The 17,999-nt window shown below is 53.9% G+C and carries 18 protein-coding genes; 5 read left to right on the top strand and 13 right to left on the bottom strand.

Annotated elements, in window-relative coordinates; all coding sequences use genetic code 11:
• Positions 1–45: 45 nt before the first annotated feature.
• The 3 genes from IRJ17_RS13595 to IRJ17_RS13585 all read left to right on the top strand — a co-directional run bounded on the left by IRJ17_RS13595 (position 46) and on the right by IRJ17_RS13585 (position 3,710).
• Positions 46–1,311: a hypothetical protein gene (locus IRJ17_RS13595; protein WP_341276028.1), complete on the top strand. Its 1,266-nt coding sequence runs from the start codon at positions 46–48 to the stop codon at positions 1,309–1,311.
• Between the two features lie 199 nt (positions 1,312–1,510).
• A complete protein-coding gene (locus IRJ17_RS13590) occupies positions 1,511–2,749 on the top strand; it encodes an MFS transporter (protein WP_242775008.1) in 1,239 nt (412 codons plus the stop codon).
• A 109-nt stretch (positions 2,750–2,858) separates the two neighbouring features.
• A complete protein-coding gene (locus IRJ17_RS13585) occupies positions 2,859–3,710 on the top strand; it encodes a DUF1835 domain-containing protein (RefSeq protein WP_242775005.1) in 852 nt (283 codons plus the stop codon).
• Positions 3,711–3,775: 65 nt separating this feature from the next.
• Here the strand turns inward: IRJ17_RS13585 and IRJ17_RS13580 are convergent, their stop codons facing one another.
• From IRJ17_RS13580 to IRJ17_RS13565, 4 genes are all read right to left on the bottom strand, one after another.
• Entirely contained in the window at positions 3,776–4,036 is a 261-nt protein-coding gene (locus tag IRJ17_RS13580) for a DUF2573 family protein (protein WP_063230083.1), read from the bottom strand.
• A gap of 98 nt (positions 4,037–4,134) precedes the next feature.
• The gene (locus tag IRJ17_RS13575) at positions 4,135–4,566 is read right to left on the bottom strand and encodes a small multi-drug export protein (protein ID WP_217023085.1); all 432 of its coding nucleotides are present in this window, start codon (positions 4,564–4,566) and stop codon (positions 4,135–4,137) included.
• A gap of 87 nt (positions 4,567–4,653) precedes the next feature.
• A complete protein-coding gene (locus IRJ17_RS13570) occupies positions 4,654–5,649 on the bottom strand; it encodes an ABC transporter permease (protein ID WP_217023087.1) in 996 nt (331 codons plus the stop codon).
• Positions 5,646–6,572, bottom strand: coding sequence for an ABC transporter ATP-binding protein (locus IRJ17_RS13565; protein WP_173597787.1), 927 nt, complete (start codon positions 6,570–6,572; stop codon positions 5,646–5,648). Before IRJ17_RS13565 ends, IRJ17_RS13570 begins: the two co-directional genes overlap by 4 nt.
• Positions 6,573–6,703: 131 nt before the next feature.
• Here IRJ17_RS13565 and IRJ17_RS13560 point away from each other — a divergent pair, with 131 nt between their 5' ends.
• Complete coding sequence (locus tag IRJ17_RS13560; RefSeq protein WP_122964805.1) at positions 6,704–7,492, top strand: GDSL-type esterase/lipase family protein; 789 nt, start codon at positions 6,704–6,706, stop codon at positions 7,490–7,492.
• Here the strand turns inward: IRJ17_RS13560 and IRJ17_RS13555 are convergent.
• The 9 genes from IRJ17_RS13555 to IRJ17_RS13515 form a co-directional block, all read right to left on the bottom strand.
• Complete coding sequence (locus IRJ17_RS13555; RefSeq protein WP_122964804.1) at positions 7,484–8,719, bottom strand: MDR family MFS transporter; 1,236 nt, start codon at positions 8,717–8,719, stop codon at positions 7,484–7,486. The genes IRJ17_RS13560 and IRJ17_RS13555 overlap by 9 nt on opposite strands.
• A gap of 196 nt (positions 8,720–8,915) precedes the next feature.
• Positions 8,916–9,764 (bottom strand): YtnP family quorum-quenching lactonase, encoded by an 849-nt coding sequence (locus IRJ17_RS13550; protein ID WP_122964803.1) that lies wholly within the window; start codon positions 9,762–9,764, stop codon positions 8,916–8,918.
• Positions 9,765–9,832: 68 nt separating this feature from the next.
• On the bottom strand, positions 9,833–10,129 hold the full coding sequence (locus IRJ17_RS13545) for a hypothetical protein (protein ID WP_122964802.1): 297 nt from the start codon (positions 10,127–10,129) through the stop codon (positions 9,833–9,835).
• 165 nt (positions 10,130–10,294) lie between these two features.
• The gene (locus IRJ17_RS13540; protein WP_242775002.1) at positions 10,295–12,298 is read right to left on the bottom strand and encodes an NADPH-dependent 2,4-dienoyl-CoA reductase; all 2,004 of its coding nucleotides are present in this window, start codon (positions 12,296–12,298) and stop codon (positions 10,295–10,297) included.
• Positions 12,299–12,520: 222 nt separating this feature from the next.
• The gene (locus tag IRJ17_RS13535; RefSeq protein ID WP_173597789.1) at positions 12,521–12,988 is read right to left on the bottom strand and encodes a hypothetical protein; all 468 of its coding nucleotides are present in this window, start codon (positions 12,986–12,988) and stop codon (positions 12,521–12,523) included.
• Positions 12,989–13,074: 86 nt separating this feature from the next.
• Complete coding sequence (locus IRJ17_RS13530; protein ID WP_005828950.1) at positions 13,075–13,386, bottom strand: hypothetical protein; 312 nt, start codon at positions 13,384–13,386, stop codon at positions 13,075–13,077.
• A 210-nt stretch (positions 13,387–13,596) separates the two neighbouring features.
• Positions 13,597–15,069, bottom strand: coding sequence for an LCP family protein (locus tag IRJ17_RS13525; protein WP_122964799.1), 1,473 nt, complete (start codon positions 15,067–15,069; stop codon positions 13,597–13,599).
• 295 nt (positions 15,070–15,364) lie between these two features.
• Complete coding sequence (locus tag IRJ17_RS13520; protein WP_167470311.1) at positions 15,365–15,502, bottom strand: hypothetical protein; 138 nt, start codon at positions 15,500–15,502, stop codon at positions 15,365–15,367.
• 55 nt (positions 15,503–15,557) lie between these two features.
• Positions 15,558–16,511, bottom strand: a complete 954-nt coding sequence (locus IRJ17_RS13515; protein WP_122964798.1) for a carbohydrate kinase family protein — start codon at positions 16,509–16,511, stop codon at positions 15,558–15,560.
• A gap of 249 nt (positions 16,512–16,760) precedes the next feature.
• On the opposite strand from IRJ17_RS13515, the gene IRJ17_RS13510 reads away from it, so the two are divergent.
• A complete protein-coding gene (locus IRJ17_RS13510; RefSeq protein ID WP_122964797.1) occupies positions 16,761–17,978 on the top strand; it encodes an MFS transporter in 1,218 nt (405 codons plus the stop codon).
• Positions 17,979–17,999: the final 21 nt, after the last annotated feature.

The raw sequence follows: 17,999 nt of genomic DNA, 5'->3' as shown, positions 1-17,999 counted from the left end.
GAGTGTATCGCATGGATTGAAACGCAAATGACAACAGAAGAGGAGGTGCAGTTCTTGAAGGAGGTTCCACTACCCCAAGCGAACCTGGAAGAGCGGATTATGCAAGCCATCTACCAGAACGCAGGACAAGGTGTGCCCCCTCATGCCGCCACCGCAACCGTCGCTGTGCTTCCACAGCAAGCGGCAGCACCAGCAACCAGCAAGCGTCGGCCCAAAGGCTTCCCTTCATTCGCCTGGGTCAGCGCCGCAGCAGTCCTCCTGGCAGTGGGCTTCCTGAGCTATCAGCAGCTTCAGGACGATCAGATGATGCAGACAGCCGCCCAACCGGAAGCCAATCAGGCAAACGCAAGCAATCAAATCGTGGCGTACAGCGGCACTGCGACGCAAGCGCAAGAGACAGCTCCAGCCGCTCCTCCTGCACCAGCCCAGGCGACAACAGGTGCGGCGGGCGGCAGTCAGCCAATGGCGAAGCAAAACGAAGCGGCTACTCCGTCCACAGAAGCGGCAGCAGCAGTTAATCCGAACGGTGATGCCGCGCCAGCTGCCGCCAATGCCCTTGTTGCGCTGGACGACACGCAGCAAAGCAAAGCGGCGCCGCCGCAAGCGCGCACCGCTCAGCCGGAAAACCAGGGGGCTGCGGCTGCCCGAAGTCAACCGACTGCCAAAGTACCTGCGGTGAATGCCAAAGAAAACGCGGCAAGCGAAGAAAACGTCGCCGAGAACGCCCTGATGGCTGCGAAAAAAGGCGGGGCACCCGCGATCACGGCCGATCAGCCTATGGGAATGACAGCCGTGCCCGAGCAAGAGAACAGCGAAAACGGACTCGTCGGCCCGTCGTTGGCCATGGCAGCCAAACAGCCGATCACGCTGTCGACCTTTACGGATACAGATACAGCCGTACAAGCGTCCGATATGCCCGTTCCCGTGCTGGCCCAAAACCCGAACAGCTTTTCGCTAAGCTCGATTTCCGTGCAATACGAATCAGAAACGAGCCAAAAAGTAACGCATCTGGCCGCTGATTACAAGCGCAACAACGACTGGATTCGGATCGACGTAGTACGGAACACACAAGGCAAACGCAGCTTGTCGATTCCCGGAACGTTTTCCGCCACTCAGCTGTTTGCAGTCAATGGCGAGCAAGCTATTGCCGTCTCGTTTGACAACAAGGACGCGAAAAATGCGGTCGCGGAGCACGCGGTCCATTTCAACGCCCAGTCCAATAATCAGTCCCTGTACGTAGTGATAACCGCCCACGGTGTTTCGCTGGACGAATTGATTGAAGCTTCCAAGCAACTGACCTGGAAGCCTTAACGAAAACACGATTTTCCAAAGACACGACCTGTTCCATCAGGCTCGTGTCTTTTTTTATTTGCCAAGCCTGGCTTCGAGCGGCCGGGTCGGGGGATGAAAAAGTTTTAGTACGGTATTGATCACTTTAAACTAATGTGTATAATGTTTGTTATAACATAAACAAAAACAATTTTTGTTTATTAAAAAGGAGTGCACCCACATGTCTAATGCTTCACCTCCCCGCTCGTCCCTGTTTCAAAATACGTATTTTCGCACCATCCTGTTGTCAGGAGCGCTTTTGCAAATCGGCGTCTGGGTTCGCAACTTCGCGATTCTTTTGTTTGTCATGGATCAGACGAACAACGACCCTTACGCCGTTTCCCTGATTTCCGTCGCGCAGTTTGGCCCGATCTTTCTGTTTTCCATCATCGGCGGGACATTTGCGGACCGCTGGCGCCCGAGAAAAACGATGATCATCTGCGACTTGCTTAGTGCGCTCTCTGTTGGCGCTGTGTTGCTCACCCTCGTGCTCGGCACATGGAAGGCAGTCTTTTTCGCCACCTTGATCTCGGCGACGCTCTCCCAGTTCTCGCAGCCTTCTGGCATGAAACTGTTGAAGCTTCACGTTCCCGGACACGAATTGCAGCCTGCCATGGCGATGTTTCAGACGATGATGGCAGTGTTCATGGTAATCGGTCCGGCTCTCGGCACTCTCCTCTACCAATCTTTCGGGATCTCGTCCGCCATTGGCGTGATGGGCGTCTCTTTTGTCCTCTCCGCTGTCGTTTTGTTCCAGCTCCCGCGCGACGAGGACGGGCAAAAAAATCACACTGGCGAAAGCTTCTGGGCCGAGTTTGCAGCCGGGTTCCGCTATGTGTGGTCAAAACCTTCCTTGCGCGCGCTCGGCGCGATCTTCACTTGCATCGGGCTGGCATCTGGCTTGATTCAGCCGCTGTTTGTCTTTTTGGTCGTCGAACGCCTCGGGCTCCCCAAGGAATATTTGCAATGGCTGATGATGGTCAACGGAGCCGCGATGCTGATCGGTGGCGGTGCCGTCATGAATGTCGCGAAAAAAGTCTCGCCGCAAATGCTGATCGCTGCCGGTCTGCTCATAAGCGCCATCGGGACTTTCGGGAACAGCCTGTCTACCGCATTGTGGGCAGTCATGTTTTTCCAGTTTATCAACGGTCTGTTCTTCCCGTGCATTCACGTCGGAATCAACACGCTTCTGCTGAAAACGAGCGATGCAGCGTATATCGGCCGGGTAAACGGCGTCCTGACTCCCCTGTTTATGGGAACGATGGTCGTCTCCATGAGCATCGCGGGATGGCTGAAAAGCCTGTATTCCCTTCCCTTGCTTTTCGGTGGTGCGGGCCTGTTGTTTGCCGTCAGCATTTTGTTTGTCCTGCCTATGCTGAGACGTAAAGAGGTGCTGGCTGCTCCTTCGCAAAAAGCTTGAACGATTAGACAAACAGCTTTCGCGTCTTCTCCTTTTGCCCTGTTCGCTTCCGACTGTCTGCTATAATCAAGAGGGTTGTCCTTTCAGAAACAGGAAAAGGAGAAAAGATATGCAAACTTTTCATATCGGCTTCGGCGATTCTGCGTGTGGGACGTTGCGCGTATTTCTGCGTGCAGCCAGACTGCCAGGCTCGATCATTTGCCTTCGCGATGACTTCTCGATCGGCCCGATTGCCCATTTGACTACCGAGGATGGAATGGAGCAACGCTGGCAATGGTTCAAAAACTTGCTCGTCGCAACAGAACCTGACTTTCAGGAGGATTTGGAGCTGTTCGCCCAACAATTTCAGCAAGACCGGACGTTCGCTGCCGACATCCCCGCAGGCAGCACGGTTGTTTTGTGGCATGGCGGACGGTGCACTTCCGATCAGCTCGGGATACGTTACGTCGTCTCCATGCTCCAATCCAAATCAATCCGCTTCGAAGCCGTGGATGTGTCCGCCTATAGTCAGCGCATCCACTACACCGTCACAGATGAAGAGAACAACACCATTCCGTATGTGATCAGAAGTGTCGGCGAGATTTATTCGGAACGTCTCCATGGTGCATGGGAGACAAAAGCAAGCTTGTCTAGCGCTCAAATCGAGGAATGGGTGCATGACTGGGAAGCTCATTGGCTGCACTCCACCAGCCGCCTGCGCATTATCGAAAACGGGCTGGTTCAAGCGGTGCCGGAAGATTACTACGATGCGGCACTGCTTCAGTGCTCCACCCGTTCGTTCCAGAAAGCCGGCCGCGTCATTGGCGAGGTGATGGGCCGCAGCGAGCAGTGCATCGGTGACATGTATTTGCTGCAACGGATTCAGGAGTTAATCCGAGCAGGAAAACTGAGCTATCGGGGCGAGCTTGCTCCTATGCGATACTTGGAGATTCGGTTAGCCGACGCCGCTCTGACGGAATAAGGTTTTTGCACACCAAAAACGCCGCCTTTTGCCATGAAGCACAAAAGGCGGCGTTTCTTCTTTTATTAATGGGTCTGATTTTTAGCCTGGTTCCACTGCTTGATTTGCTCGATAATCTCTCTGATCTGATTGCGGGCATCCTGATGCTCCGGCTCGCTGCCCCAATGCTGGATGAGCGGCGGCATTGCTTTTGCCATCGTCGTATACAAACACCATACTTTCACCATCTCGATCCGCTCCGGCGTCGCTTCGCCTGTCAACAACTCGGTAAACTTGTGCAGCAACTCCTCCAGTTCAGGCACCAGCACTTCCTTTTTCTCACTCATGAATGATCCCCCGCTTTCCTATGTTTTCCTTATTCATCTATTGATCTTCGTATGCAAAATTTCCACTAGCCAAAAGCAGCGGTTGCCTTCGTGGGCCTCTACAGTGTGAGGAACGTAAGCAAGCCGTACGCAACGGCTACAGTCAGGATGATGCTCCATAAAACAATGCCGATCGACATCCACCACATCAGCTTGCCGACTGGTGCGCCGAGCGAAATCCCGATCGCAGCACCGAGCGGAGCGCCAGTTAACAGTGGCGAGGCCAGTCCAAGTCCGATGACGCCGTACTTCTCCCAAATGCGCCCCATTCGTCCTTGGTTTTTCCCCTTTTTCTCCACCCGTTTCATCAGCCAGCTTCGCAGGGAGCCGCCCAAAAAGATGACGATGCCCGCGCTTGCTATTGCACCAATGGCACTGAACAGCCCCGTCAAAAACGGCGGCAACTGCAATAAAAATCCAATGGGAATCGCTCCCCACAATTCAAGCATGCTTGTCAAAGCGACTGTCCCGCATTTCCATAATACGTCCATACTCTCTCGTCAATCTCCTCTCGTTGCCATTCCTGATCCTCTCAGTAAATACGAACGAGAAGGAAAAAGGTAGCGCTTTTTTCCAAATTAGGAAGTGACGTCCCGGCGGATAAAGGCGGTGTAGGCTACGATCAGAGCAGCTACGGCCCATATACTCAGCACAGTCAAGGAAAACGGAAGCGTCATTCCTTTGATCGGAGGCAGTGTGCCGTTCAAATAATCGGTCAACTGCAAATTGACGACGAACAAGTATTTGGACGACTCCCAGGAAGAGGCCATCTGGGTCAGGATCATGCCGCTGATCAGGGCCGCCATCATGACTCCCATCCCGGCGGCGGCGCTGCGGATCAGCACGGAAACCATGAACGTGATCGTTCCGACTACGAGGCACACGAACCAGCCCAGTCCGTACTGCATGAGCAAAAACTGCCACTGCGGCAACATGAACGCCCCTGCTGTCTGCAACTCTCCGCCTGCCACTTCGAAGCCGGTGAGCACAGGCAAGTCCCATCCGGAATAGCCAAAGACGAAGCCTGACAGCGAATAAGCCATAAACAGCGTCATCACCACGGTCAAGGACGTAAACAGCAGCAAAGTGATGTACTTGCTGGTCAACACCTTCCAGCGCCGAACGGGTCTGGTCAACAACAGCTTGATCGTCCCTTCGCTCAATTCCGCCGAGACGATATCGACTGCCAAAATGACGATGATCATCGGCAAAAACATGGAGATCGTCTGATCCATAAAGCCGCGGGCAAAAGTCGGACCTCCAGGCGCCATCGGGTTGATATCGTGGTCGAGATAATATTGCTGTTGCTGAATGCGGATTTTAATGATGTCGCGCCATTCGTCCGGGAGGCGGCTGGAAGCAAGCCTGTTTTGCATATCGACGATTTGCTGGGTCAAAAGCGGACGCCAGTCAGTCGTGCCCATGCGCTCCTGGGTGGTGATCACGGAACGATACTGCGCGTATGTAAAAATCGGGATGAGGATCGCCAGAATCAGCACGACGACGAGGAAGCGGCGGCGGCGCAGCAGTTTGACCGTTTCATTTTGGACGAGGCCCAGCATGCTTGGATTCATTTTTCTCCCCCTCCTGTCAACGTCAGGAACAAGTCTTCGAGCGTCACCGTTTTCGTGGCAATTCCCACGACCGGAACGCCTGCCTGAACCAGCGCCTGGTTGACTTCTCCTACCCGTTCCATATCCATGTGCGTTTTCAATCGGTCTTCTCCGACCGCGGCAATCTCCGTCACAGCCTTATGCCTACGCAGCACGTCCATTGCCTTTTGCATATGCGCAGCGGAGATGGTCCATTCCACCTGATCGGCAAACTGCTCCATCAGCTCAGTCACCAGCCCAACAGAAATAACCTTCCCCTGGCTAATAATCGCTACCCGATCGCACATCATCTCGATCTCGCTGAGCAGATGGCTGGAAATGAACACAGCAAGTCCCTCTTCCTCTGCAAGCCGCCGGATAAACTGGCGCATTTCGCGGATGCCAGCCGGGTCCAGTCCGTTTGTCGGCTCGTCGAGAATCAAGATTTTCGGTCGGTGCAACAGCGCCTGCGCGATTCCCAGCCGCTGTCTCATCCCGAGCGAGTACGTCTTGACCTTGTCGTCAATCGCCCGTTCCAGATCGACGAAGCGCACGATCTCCTCTATCCGCTCCGGCGCAATCCCGCCGCTCATGCGGGCAAATTGCTCCAGGTTTTCTCTTCCCGTCAAAAATTTGTACAACTCGGGATTTTCCACGATGCAGCCAACTTGCGCGATCGCTTCCGGGAAATTGTCCCGCAGCGATACTCCCCCGATGCGAATGTCTCCGCCATCTGCTTTTGCCAGACCGACCAGCATGCGGATCGTCGTCGTCTTGCCCGCTCCGTTTGGCCCGAGAAAACCAAACACTTCTCCGGCGAGCACTTCAAAAGTAATATCGTGAATAATCTGCTTTTTGCCGATTGTTTTTTGCAATCCTGATACTGCGAGGACCGTATCGCCCAATGTGCGCCCTCCTGTCTTTGTTTGCGCTGCCCGCGACTGACGCAAGCTCTGCGTTTATGGTACACTGGCATAAGATGTCCAACCACATTATACCATGTCTGTTCACTTCACATCGAATAGGAGGATAGCCGATGCGCACATCCGGCAAACTTCTCTGGCGGACCGCAGGGTTGCTGTCATTTCTGTCCTTTTTGCTCTTGGCTACAGGCTTTGTCCTGGCGATGAACCCGCAGCAGCTGGCACCGGCTACAGGAACATCCCCTGCCGAATCCGCGAAAACGCCAGCGCCTTTGCCTGCTGAAGGCGTCCGCAAAATCGTCGCGCTCGGTGACTCGCTCACACGCGGTGCCGGCGATGCAAACGGTCAAGGATACGTCGGGCTCGTCCGGCAAGCGTTGGAAAAAAAGGCGGGCCACTCGATCACGTTTACCAACCTCGCGATTAACGGACAAGAGTCGACCGACCTGCTCAAGCAAATGTCCGAAGCACAGGTCAAAACGCTGATTGCCGATGCCGACCTGATCTTGTTCACCATCGGCGGCAACGACTTGTTCAGGCAAACCGGAGGACTTTACACGATTGAACAAGAAAAAGTGGCCGCAGCCATTGACAGGCTTACGACCAACTATGAGGAGATCATTCGACAAATTCGTGCGCTGAACAAAAAGGCGACGATCGTCTACACTTCTTTGTACAACCCGTTCGGCAATACGGAAGCGGCTGTGGATACGGTGCAACCTGTCCTGGACTGGAACAACTCCGCCTCGCAAATCGCGGCCCGCTACCCGCAAGTATTCGTCGTCCCGACTTATGACATGTTCTTGCGCAAGGAACAGTCGTACTTGTACACCGATCATTTCCATCCGAACACGGAAGGGTATTCGCGGATCGCCGAGCGGATCATGCAGGCGCTAGAGTGATTCCGCCCGCGCCTCGTTCAGCGATTTGCCGTGCGTGGCAAAGTACACCCGCTGACCTGCCCACTGGAAGGCGCTGCTGACCATGGAAAAGGCGGCTACGGTCAAGAACAGCGTCGTCCCGCCGTAAAGCCCGAGCAGCATGCCGCCCATCCACGGACCGATGAACTGCCCGAGGTTGCTGAAGCTTTTGGCACCGTAGTAGCTGCCGCGCATTCCTTCCGGCGCCATGCGGTCAATCAGGACGTCACCTGCGGTAAAGGTCAAGATTTCACCGAACGTAAACAACACCATGGCGATGATGAAAAGCGCCCAGGAGCCAGCGAACGCGTAGCCGATATCGCCCAGTGCATACATGACGTTTCCGACCACAATTGCGGTGAGGGGCGTCTTTTTTTCTGCCCATCTAGTCAAAGGCATCTGCATGAGCACGACGACAACTGCGTTAATGCTCATGAGAATCGCGAACAGCTCCGCACCGGACGCCACTGTCATCTCCGTGAACTTGGCGAGCGTGGAGGACATCTGCGAATAGCCGACCGCTCCCAGCACCCCGGCAATCATGTACAGGCGGAATGCCTTGTCGTTCACGACTACGCTGAAGGCGCGGCCAAAAGTAATCGTCTCTTTCTTTTGCCCCTCGATTTGCTTGATCCCGAACTTGTTCAGCAATCTTTGCAAGCTGATGACGTACAGCAAGTAAATGAGCGCGGTAATCATAAAAGGCAGCGCGACGGACGTCTTCGCCAGCACAGCGCCCGCAATCGGACCGACCGCTACCCCTACGTTGATCGCCGTATAGCGAAGGCCGAATACGCGAAACCGTTTTTCCGGCGGCGTCACATCCGCCATCAGCGCCTGCGAGACCGGCTCATAAAACGAGCGACAGAGCCCGCCAGCCATATTGAGGAACAGCAAGACCAACGGGTTTTTGCTGATCGCAAAGCCGATAAAGACGAGCGTCCAGACGTACAACGCCCCCAGCATGACCCGTCTGCGTCCGATTCGGTCCGACAACGTCCCGGCAATAAAACCGCCAATCGTCCCGGCTAATGGGCCAGCTCCGATCGTCAAACCGATCATCGCCAAATCCATATCGGTATGATTCGACAAGTATAAAAACAAAAACGGCATGCTCATCGAACTAGCAGCCCTGACAAACACAGTCCCGACAATCAGCGACCAGACGATCGGGTGGTACTCCTGCAAACGTTTTTTAGTCCAGCTCATGCTCTCTTCTCCCCACAACTGTTCTGCTTGCGCCTTGCTACCAGAACAGACGCTCTGTGATGTTCCTATTGTAGTGAGGAGTCTATGGTTCGTCAATGAGCATTCAAAATTTTTGGATTATGAAAAATTTCTATGAGACTTATCAAAAATTCGATAGCTGCTAACTTGCAAAAAAAAGCCGGGGATCTCCCGGCCTTTACGCTTCTATTTTGATGTGCTCGATGATTTCGCCTTTTTCATTGAGCTTGACCGCCCGGTAGACGGCGTCGTGATAAAACGTGAACCAGGCGCCTTGCTGGATGCCGCCGAGTATCCATTCTTCTTTGGCGAAAATCGACGTCATCGGGTAGTCGTCGTACGCCATGACCCACAGCGGATTGTGGTGGGTGTGCGTCGGCATGATGTCTGCGAGATGCAAAAGCAGTTGACCGCCGCTTTCCATGCGGACGATGGCATGTCCCTGGCTGTGGCCGCCCGTGTGATGCAAGCTAATGCCGGGAACGACCTCCAGCGTGTCGCCGTATGTTTGCACTTGCGCTTCAATCGGGCGCCAGTTTTCTTCCCAGTATGTATTGCGGGAACGAATGTTGGGCTCTCGCATTTCCGCCCATTCCTGCTCTTGCACGTAAATGACGGCGTTCGGAAAAGTCGAGACATGCTGCCCGTCCTGTACGGATACGAGTCCATTTGCGTGGTCGTAGTGCATGTGCGTCATGATGATGATATCAATATCAGCAGGCGTCAAGCCTTTTGCCGCCAGCGATTCTTTTACTTGCGATTCTTCCACGAGGCCGAAGTTGCGCTTCTGCTTTTCTGTCAGCCGATCGTTCCCCATGCCGGATTCGATCAAAATGCGTTTGCCATACGCCTGAATCAAAATCGGGTCTGCCCGAAGCGGAATCTGATTGCTTTCGTTGGGCGGATAGCGTTTGCTCCACAACGGCTTGGGAACAACGCCAAACATCGCTCCCCCGTCGAGCTGGGTCAAACCGCCTCTGAGCCACGTAAGTTGCAGCTCGCCTACTTGCCATTCGTTTGCTGTCAAATTCTTCGGCCTCCTCGCCTGTATCTATGTAGAGGGAAAAAAGCGAAAAGCACCCTGCTCAGGGTGCCTTACAACTTCTCTGCCACACTCACAGTTCTGGTCGCTGGCGCGATTTCCAGCAGCAGCTCGCTGGAGACGGCCTGCACGGTGACATCTGAGTCGGAACGTCTATGATGAAGCACGAGTTGAGCAACCTTTTCATTTTCACGGTAAACGCTGATAAGTGTCTGAAGTGGGTTAGCACTACCACCTGCAATCATCTTAAACCCCGGGGCAATCGTAAACGTCCATCCCTCCACTTCTGCTACAGGTGCAGTGGAGTACAGGAAGTAACGCTTTCCTAATAGAATGCCGTTATGGTTCATCAAGGCGAAAGCCCCCAATCAAATGAATTTGAACAGTATGCTTCCATTGTGCAAGAATTTAAGTATGTTGAAAAGTGATTCGACAAAAGTTCTAAAAAGACGACATACTTTTTTCATCATACACGATCCAACGTATTTTCGGAATAGAAAAACTTTTGCAGGGCATCAAATCGCCCTTCCCACCTGTGCTCCTTCCAAAATCGCCCGCTTGGCGTCCAGCTCCCCTGCCTCTTTTGCGCCGCCGATCAGATGCACCGGAATGCGTCCTGCAAGCGCGTGATACAAGGCATCATTCGGCGTAGCTCCCGCCGCGATGATCACCGTATCAGCCGGGATGACCTGCTCTTCGCCATTGCGGGTAATGTACACGCCTTCTTCGGCGATCCGCTTGTACTCGATCTCGGTCAGCATCTCTACGCCGTTTTGCTTTAAATAGGCCAAAGTCGCCCAGCGCGTCGTTTTGCCCAGCCCGGTGCCGACGTGCTTGCCCCTGCGCAGCATGAAGACCTTTCTTTTGCCTGTTTGCAGCTTGTGCAGAGCTTTCGCATCCAAAATCCGATACGCGAGCAAATACTCCGCTGCTTCCGGTGAGATCACCTCGTCATGGACGAGCAAGTGGGACAAGTCACAGGCAATTCCCCCTGCGCCCACGATCACGACCTTGCTGGCGACCTTCACCTTGTGCTCAAACACTTCATTGTACATGACGACGTGCGGCAGCTCCTGGCCCGCAATCTCCGGTCTGCGCGGAACAACGCCTGTCGCGATGACGACTTCCGCAAAGCCTTCGCGCACCAATTCGTCCGCGCTCGCTTCCGTGCCCAGCCTGACTTCTACCCCCAGCTTGACCAGCTGCGTCTGATAATAGCGCAACGTCTCGTTAAATTCGGCCTTGCCTGGCACTTGTCGCGCGTAGTTCAGCTGCCCGCCGATGCGCTCCTGTTTTTCGAACAGAACAACCTCGTGCCCCCGCTCAGCCAGCACGCGGGCTGCTTCTAATCCGGCAGGGCCAGCGCCTACGACCGCGACCTTTTTGCGGACTGCTGCCTGTGCCAACGCCCACTCCACCTCTCTGCCGACCATCGGGTTGACCAGACAGGATGCGACCTTGCCATCGAAAATATGATCGAGGCAAGCTTGGTTACAGGCGATGCACGTATTGACTTCATCAAAACGTCCCTGAACGCTTTTCGCGACGATTTGCGGGTCAGCCAAAAACGGACGGGCCAGCGAAACGAGATCGCAGCGGCCAGCCTGCAAAATTTCTTCTGCGTGACGGATGTCGTTGATCCGGTTGCTGGCGATGACCGGGATGTGGACAGCCTCTTTGACTTGCTGGGCGACCCACACATACGCTCCGCGCGGCACCATCATGGAGATCGTCGGCACTTTCGATTCATGCCAGCCAATCCCGATATTGAGCGCGTCAACCCCAGCCTCCTCCAGCATCCGGGCGAATTGCAGCGTCTCTTCGATCGTGGTGCTGTCCGGAATCAGATCAAGCCCGGACATTCGGAACAACACAGGAAAATCACGGCCAACTGCTTCCCGCACGCGCTTCGCTACTTCCACCCCAAAGCGTGTCCGCCGCCCAAAGTCTCCTCCCCATTCATCCTGCCGCTGGTTGGTCACAGGAGAGAGAAACTGATTGATCAAATACCCTTCCGACCCCATGATTTCGACAGCGTCAAAACCAGCTTTCTGCGCCCGCACCGCACCACTGGCAAAAGCGGCAATCGTCCGTTCAATGCCAGCCTCGTCCAGCTCCCGCGGCTGTGTGCGATTGATCGGCGCCTGCAACGGCGAGGGAGCTACCGGATCGAGTCCTGTCACCTCTTTGTACGCGTAGCGGCCCGCATGGAACAGTTGCAACGCGATTTTGCCCTTTTGCTGGTGCACTTTTTCTGTAATGATCCTGAGCTGTTCGATATGTTCATCGAGAAACACGTTGCAGTAGACCTCACCCATGCCACCCTCCGGCAGCACAGCCGCTCCTCCCGTCACGATCAATCCTGCTCCCCCGCTGGCTCGCTCCGCATAAAAATCTGCGAGGCGCTCTACGCCGTTCGGCAGCTTCTCCAGCCCGACGTGCATCGAGCCCATGATGATCCGATTCGGCAGTGTCATCGCTCCGAGCCGGATCGGCTGTTGGACATTTGCAAGCTTCATGATAGGACCCCCTCAAACAAGAATGAATGCTCATTCATTTTCTGTTTAATCGATTCTGCATCTCTGCCCGCAAATCCTGCCCGCTGTTTCCGCAAAACAAACAAAACATGGGGAGCGCCTGCCGCCTTTGCAGCAAACCGCTTGCCTTTCTTTCTAGACCGGGAAGCAAAAAAAGCCGAGAGGTGTCCCTCCCGGCCTGTGCTTCGCTTTGCTCGTCCCGGCTTATCCCAGCTTGACCAGCTCTCCCAAATCCGCTGCAAACCGCTCCAGCGTCTCGTTCAGCGCGGTCTCTTGCTCTGCACGCTCTGGCGTCTGCACGACAAAGTGGTAGTCCACCTGTACAGATGCCTCCACCAGCTTGCCTGGCTCGGTATAGCGGCGTTTCTCGGTAACCGAGCATTCTGCTACCCGCCCTCTCGCCTGCTCCCACAAGTCCTGAACCTGTTTTTCCTGGAGTTTGCCCGGATATTGAATCTCTACCTCAACTTCGCAGCTCTGCTCGTCTTCCAGCAAAAAAAGATGAATCGTTGCCGTCGGCTGTTCCTCTTCAAAAGAGCTTGCGAAGGTGATCATGACCTCGCGCATTTCTTCGTCTTCCAGCAAGGAGCGATCCGAACGCAAAACGACATCCGTAATCATCCCTCGTGTAGACAGCAGTTGATTTAGTTTTTCTACCAATAATTGCAGCACGGTAAATGGTTCCTCCTGTAAATGCGTTATTCCCTATCCAGCTAGAAGTATAGCACGATTGCCCGGTGCGCGAAAAACCCCTTCGCTCAGGAAGGGGTCGGTGTATTGTTCATATTTTTTTGATTCATAAATTCAGAGAGCCAGGCGCGTCTTACTTCTTTGTTTGGGCAATAGCCTAAAATGTAGCTTTCCCCGCGCATATATTTTTCCTTGATCCACTCTTTATGCTTGCGGAAAAAGGCGTGTTGGAAATCGATCGGCATTTGCTGATATTCTTCCAGCGCTGAGGGGTTCTGGAGGAAAAAATCTTCATCGTACACAAGCTCTTCATTTTGTTGGCGGCTGATCAGGTACACAAAGGCAATCACCAGAAACAGGTTCACCAAGAAAATCGTCATCCAAATCCCTCCAGTCAGGTAAGTATTTTTCTGATTAATCTGTCTTATCAGCATATTATTATTGTACCACGAATTTGGTGTTTTCTAAACCTTTCGTTTCATTTTTTATAAAAAAAGTTCTATTGAAAACAGAAAAGGCTTGGCAACGTTTTGCCAGCCTCATTAAAAAGCACCCGCTCTTTTTCAAGAAACGGGTGCTTTGCCTGCTTGCTATGATGGAGTCGTTGTCGGGTTCGATGCTGGTGCTCCGCCGTCCTGTCCGGTTGCAGGCGGAGAAACGATATCGGGAGGTGGTGCCGTAGTCCCGCTATTTCCTGCTGGAACGGCAGGAGGCTGCTGGATGACAGTCCCATTCGGAACTGTCGTCTGCGACTCAGGTGTAGTCGTCTGGCCCTGCTGTTCCGGATTCGCTACATCTGGCGGTGGAGTCGTTCCATCCGTCACGCTTTCCTCGCCCTCTGCGACTTCCTGCTCCGTCGACTTTTTCGTCTCTTCGCTTGCTTTCGGCTTGGCCGAAGCTGCCGACTCCGTCGTTTTCTTTTTGGTCGATCGGTTGCTGCTCGATGCCGACACAGTTGATTCCCCTGATCCCAATGTCGGGGAGTTGTTCAGCTTTGCTACTACATTGCCGGACACGCCCATTTCCGCTTGCAAGGAATCGCGAATCAGATCGAGCTTCTCTTTTTCCAGGAACGTATAGCCGCCTTGCCAATAAGCGCCGTTGTCCAGCGTCGTCAGCGTCGAAGCGCTAAATCCTTTGAAGTCGTACGCGAGTCCCTTAATTTGTTCTTTGGACAGGTCCGTATGTATATGCTTTTTCCCTACGTCCATGATGTTGAAAACTTTGGTCAATCCATCCAGGGAGCCTACCTTGTCAACGACGGCACGAATCACTTCCTGCTGGCGTCGATTGCGGTCGAAATCGCTGGAGTAATACTTGGTTCCCCGATTGTCGTGGCGGTGGCGTACATAACCAAGCGCCTGCTCGCCATTCAGCTTCTGCAGTCCAGGATTGAGGTTGATGTGCGTATCGTCAGTCGGATCGTCGTAAACGAGCTTGCGGTCGACATTGACCTCGACACCGCCCAGCTCGTCGATCACAGCTTTGAAGCCATCAAAATCGACCGCTACGTAATGTTCGATGGGAATCCCCAAAATTTCGTTCAATGTTTTCTTCGTGAGCGAAATTCCGTCCTCTGTCGGCGTCTGCTTGTTTCGCTCGGCCTGTCTGCGCTCAGCCTCGCCGTTGGCGTAAACCGAGTTGATTTTGTGATAATCGCGATATCCCGGAATTTTCACACGCGTATCGCGCGGGATGGAGACCATCGTTACTTTTTTCGTCTCCGGGTTGGCTACCGCGACAATCATCACGTCCGTGTTCATCGAGCCTGTCTCTGGCCGTGAATCGGAGCCGAGCAAGACGAAGGACATCGGCTTGTCAGAATGATAGACCGGGTCCACATTTTTGGATACTTCAGAGGTAAAACCATTTTCTACAGGGCTCGTTACTTCGTCCAGAGTGTCTTCAATTTTCCAATAAATTGCTCCAGCGACACCGCCGACCAGCAACAGAACCGTCAAGGCGAAGATCGTCAGGAATCTGCGCAGCTTCCGGCTACGGGTTGGCTGCTGCTTCTTCTTGCGCGGAGCAGAAGCGCGTGTTTTTGCAACAGTTTCTGGCATATGTATCAATCTCCTTGTTCGCGCACGCTTTTTGACAAAAGAAAAGGGAGGCACAATTGGGAACAGTGCCACTTAACCAGATGAACTAATATTTTCTTCTGTTGGTAATCATCTGATTCAGGTATTGTACCATAGGATTGTCTGCATTTGTAGAAAAATGTTCCTTTCACGCAAAACTCCCCTACCGTTTTTGTCGATAGAGGAGTTTTTTTCTGTGAAAAACGTCCCGGCATTTTTTGCCGAAAAAAGAGGTGACCGCTTGCGTTGGGCAAAGCGGTCACAATCGGTTTGCTGTTTATTGCAGACCTTTTGGCGCCTGGCTAAAACCTTGCACTGGCCCATCTGGCTGCTTTTGCTTGGAGCGGTGCGAATCGCCGCCTTGACGCACGTGGCTTTCTTGCTTGCCGTTCACATCGTTGGACTTCTTTTCCATGTACACTCCTCCTCGGGACAAAATACCCAATTAGTGTACGCCGTTCTATGTACCCTCATTCCCGCTCGAAAATTTGCATCTCTTTTCCAGTAAAAGACTGTTTTCGCTGCATGAGCAGTTCCAGATTGTAAGGGCGATGTTTGTCGCGGCTCATTTCCGCAAGCGCCATTCCGTAGGCCGCTTGTTCCCGCAGCAGGGGCGTCCGATGCTGCGCAAAAAGAATGCCCGCGGCAAAAGCGTCGCATGCCGCTTCGCGAATCGGCGCAGGAGGAGCGGCGATCCAGATCGATTCGGCTTCCCGGCACAAATACAGGCCCGCTTCGCCGCAGTTGATCATCAACTGGCGCACGCCTTGTTCGAGCAATCGTTTCGCGCATACTTCCACATCGTTAAAGGAATGCAGCGATTGGCCGGACAATATTTCTATCTCATCAATGCTCGCAATCAGCACATGCACCCCATGCAAAAAGGGCCGCCATTTTTCCGCCTTTTTCACGGAGACAGGATCGACAGCAACGATTTTTCCCAGCCTGTTTGCCTCTTCCAAAAAGGCGTGCATGACCGGCACGGGCAAGTTTGCATCCATAAACAGACCGGCAGCTTGCGGCAGGCGCTCCATAGCCTGACGGACAAGCTCCTCTGTCCACGCCTCGTTGACTTCCATGTCTGCCACTGCTGTGTACAGCTCTCCGTCGAGATCGCGAATCGCCAAATACCTGCCAGTCGATTTACCAGCAATCCGCAACATCCCGTGGGTCGATACTCCGCTTTTGGCCGTCACTTGCCGCAGCCATTCCCCGTCAGCATCCTCTCCCACAAGAGCAAAAAGCTGTACTTCTTCCCCAAGCCATCCCAGATTTTCTGCCACATTACGAGCTACTCCGCCTGCCACTTGCTGAACATGCCCCGGATTGCTCGTTCCAGGCAGCAATCTGGCAGAAGTGACTCCTTGCACGTCCACATTGGCTCCACCCACGCATAGCCAGTATTCGGTAATCCCTTTCAGCACTTCGGCACTCCTCCCAGCCTTTTGCTCATGGTCTCGTCCTTCATCTTTTCGACAACGCATTTGCATTTACCTACCGATCCCAAAACTTCATCGTGGAAGACGAAGCGTATATCTCGTCGGCATATTCCATCCAGACAGTGATGACGCCTCCAGCCCATCCGTGCTACAGTGAGAAAAAGTCAACGGCAACTTCTCACTGAACAAGAAGCTGCACGATTTTCCCACTCTGAATAATGGAGATGAACTGACATGAGTGCCACATCGACACCGCTGCAAGCGTCTGGGGCAACAACAGCAGCACCTACCGTGTATCGCATGCTGTTTGCCATCAGTCTCGTTCATTTGCTGAACGACAGCTTGCAAGCGGTCATTCCGGCCTTGCTTCCCATCGTGGAAAAAAATCTGGCGTTGACCTTCACACAAGTCGGCTTCATTCTTTTGGTCATGAACTTGACTGCATCCGTCTTGCAGCCTGTTGTCGGTTACTTCTCCGATCGCAAGTCACAGCCGTTTCTGCCTCCGCTTGCCTTGCTCGTCTCCGGGCTCGGGATGCTCGCTCTCGCTTTTGCAGGCAGCTACTCCTTCGTTCTCGTCGCTGTTGCCTGTGTCGGTATCGGCTCCGCTGTCTTTCACCCGGAGGCGTCCCGTTTTGCGCATCAGGCATCCGGCCCGCGCCGCGGCTTGGGGCAATCGATTTTTCAGGTCGGCGGAAACGCAGGCCAAGCGCTTGCTCCGCTCATGACGATTCTCGTCTTCGCCAATCTCGGCCAGCCGGGAGCGGCCTGGTTTTTGCTTCCGGCGGTTTTGGCAAGCGGCGTTCTGCTTTACGTGGCGCTGTGGTATCGCGGTCAACAAAGGCTGAAAAAAGCCGCTGCCGCGGTCGTGACGTACACGAACCGAAAGCAGCGGCTCGTCGCCTTGTGGCTGCTCATCCTGATCGTCAGCGTCCGCTCCTGGATGAATGCGGGCTATCAGAGCTTTTATCAATTTTACTTGATGTACGTCAAACATATGGATTATTCCAGCGCCCAGCTAGTTGTGTTCGGCTTCCTGCTCGCCGGAGCCATCGGCACCTTTTTTGGCGGCCCTCTGTCGGATCGGTTCGGAAAACGCAATCTGCTGATTCTCTCGACACTCGGCGCGTTGCCGTTGACCTTGCTGACGCCTTACGTCTCCGGCTTCTGGTCTTTTCCCCTTCTGCTCGTAAGCGGCTTCATCATGCTGTCCAGCTTTTCGGTCACCGTTGTTTATGCCCAGGAGCTTTTGCCAGGCAAAATCGGCACCGTGTCCGGCTTGATTATTGGCTTGGCTTTCGGCATGGGCGGCATGGGTGCTCTCGCTTTTGGCTACCTGGCAGATATGTTCGACCTTGGCTTCGTCATCACCCTCTGCTCGGTGCTCCCGTTAATTGGTCTGGTCGGATTTTTGCTGCCGAAAGACAAAACCTTGCAATCGTGGGTGCAATAACAGCACGCTTTTGCGTCAAAA

Source organism: Brevibacillus parabrevis (genome assembly GCF_022701015.1).
In the GTDB taxonomy this organism is placed as follows: Bacteria; Bacillota; Bacilli; order Brevibacillales; family Brevibacillaceae; genus Brevibacillus; species Brevibacillus parabrevis.
The sequence above is the reverse complement of the archived record's forward strand: the minus strand, read 5'-3'. Positions and strand labels throughout refer to the sequence as shown.

What these genes read in the sequence shown, in the direction of transcription:
- IRJ17_RS13590 (WP_242775008.1), top strand. Translation starts at nt 1,511, where the DNA reads ATGTCTAATGCTTCACCTCCCCGCTCGTCCCTGTTTCAAAATACGTAT.
- IRJ17_RS13585 (WP_242775005.1), top strand. Translation starts at nt 2,859, where the DNA reads ATGCAAACTTTTCATATCGGCTTCGGCGATTCTGCGTGTGGGACGTTG.
- IRJ17_RS13580 (WP_063230083.1), bottom strand. Translation starts at nt 4,036, where the DNA reads ATGAGTGAGAAAAAGGAAGTGCTGGTGCCTGAACTGGAGGAGTTGCTG.
- IRJ17_RS13575 (WP_217023085.1), bottom strand. Translation starts at nt 4,566, where the DNA reads ATGGACGTATTATGGAAATGCGGGACAGTCGCTTTGACAAGCATGCTT.
- IRJ17_RS13570 (WP_217023087.1), bottom strand. Translation starts at nt 5,649, where the DNA reads ATGAATCCAAGCATGCTGGGCCTCGTCCAAAATGAAACGGTCAAACTG.
- IRJ17_RS13560 (WP_122964805.1), top strand. Translation starts at nt 6,704, where the DNA reads ATGCGCACATCCGGCAAACTTCTCTGGCGGACCGCAGGGTTGCTGTCA.
- IRJ17_RS13555 (WP_122964804.1), bottom strand. Translation starts at nt 8,719, where the DNA reads ATGAGCTGGACTAAAAAACGTTTGCAGGAGTACCACCCGATCGTCTGG.
- IRJ17_RS13545 (WP_122964802.1), bottom strand. Translation starts at nt 10,129, where the DNA reads ATGAACCATAACGGCATTCTATTAGGAAAGCGTTACTTCCTGTACTCC.
- IRJ17_RS13540 (WP_242775002.1), bottom strand. Translation starts at nt 12,298, where the DNA reads ATGAAGCTTGCAAATGTCCAACAGCCGATCCGGCTCGGAGCGATGACA.
- IRJ17_RS13530 (WP_005828950.1), bottom strand. Translation starts at nt 13,386, where the DNA reads ATGACGATTTTCTTGGTGAACCTGTTTCTGGTGATTGCCTTTGTGTAC.
- IRJ17_RS13525 (WP_122964799.1), bottom strand. Translation starts at nt 15,069, where the DNA reads ATGCCAGAAACTGTTGCAAAAACACGCGCTTCTGCTCCGCGCAAGAAG.
- IRJ17_RS13520 (WP_167470311.1), bottom strand. Translation starts at nt 15,502, where the DNA reads ATGGAAAAGAAGTCCAACGATGTGAACGGCAAGCAAGAAAGCCACGTG.
- IRJ17_RS13510 (WP_122964797.1), top strand. Translation starts at nt 16,761, where the DNA reads ATGAGTGCCACATCGACACCGCTGCAAGCGTCTGGGGCAACAACAGCA.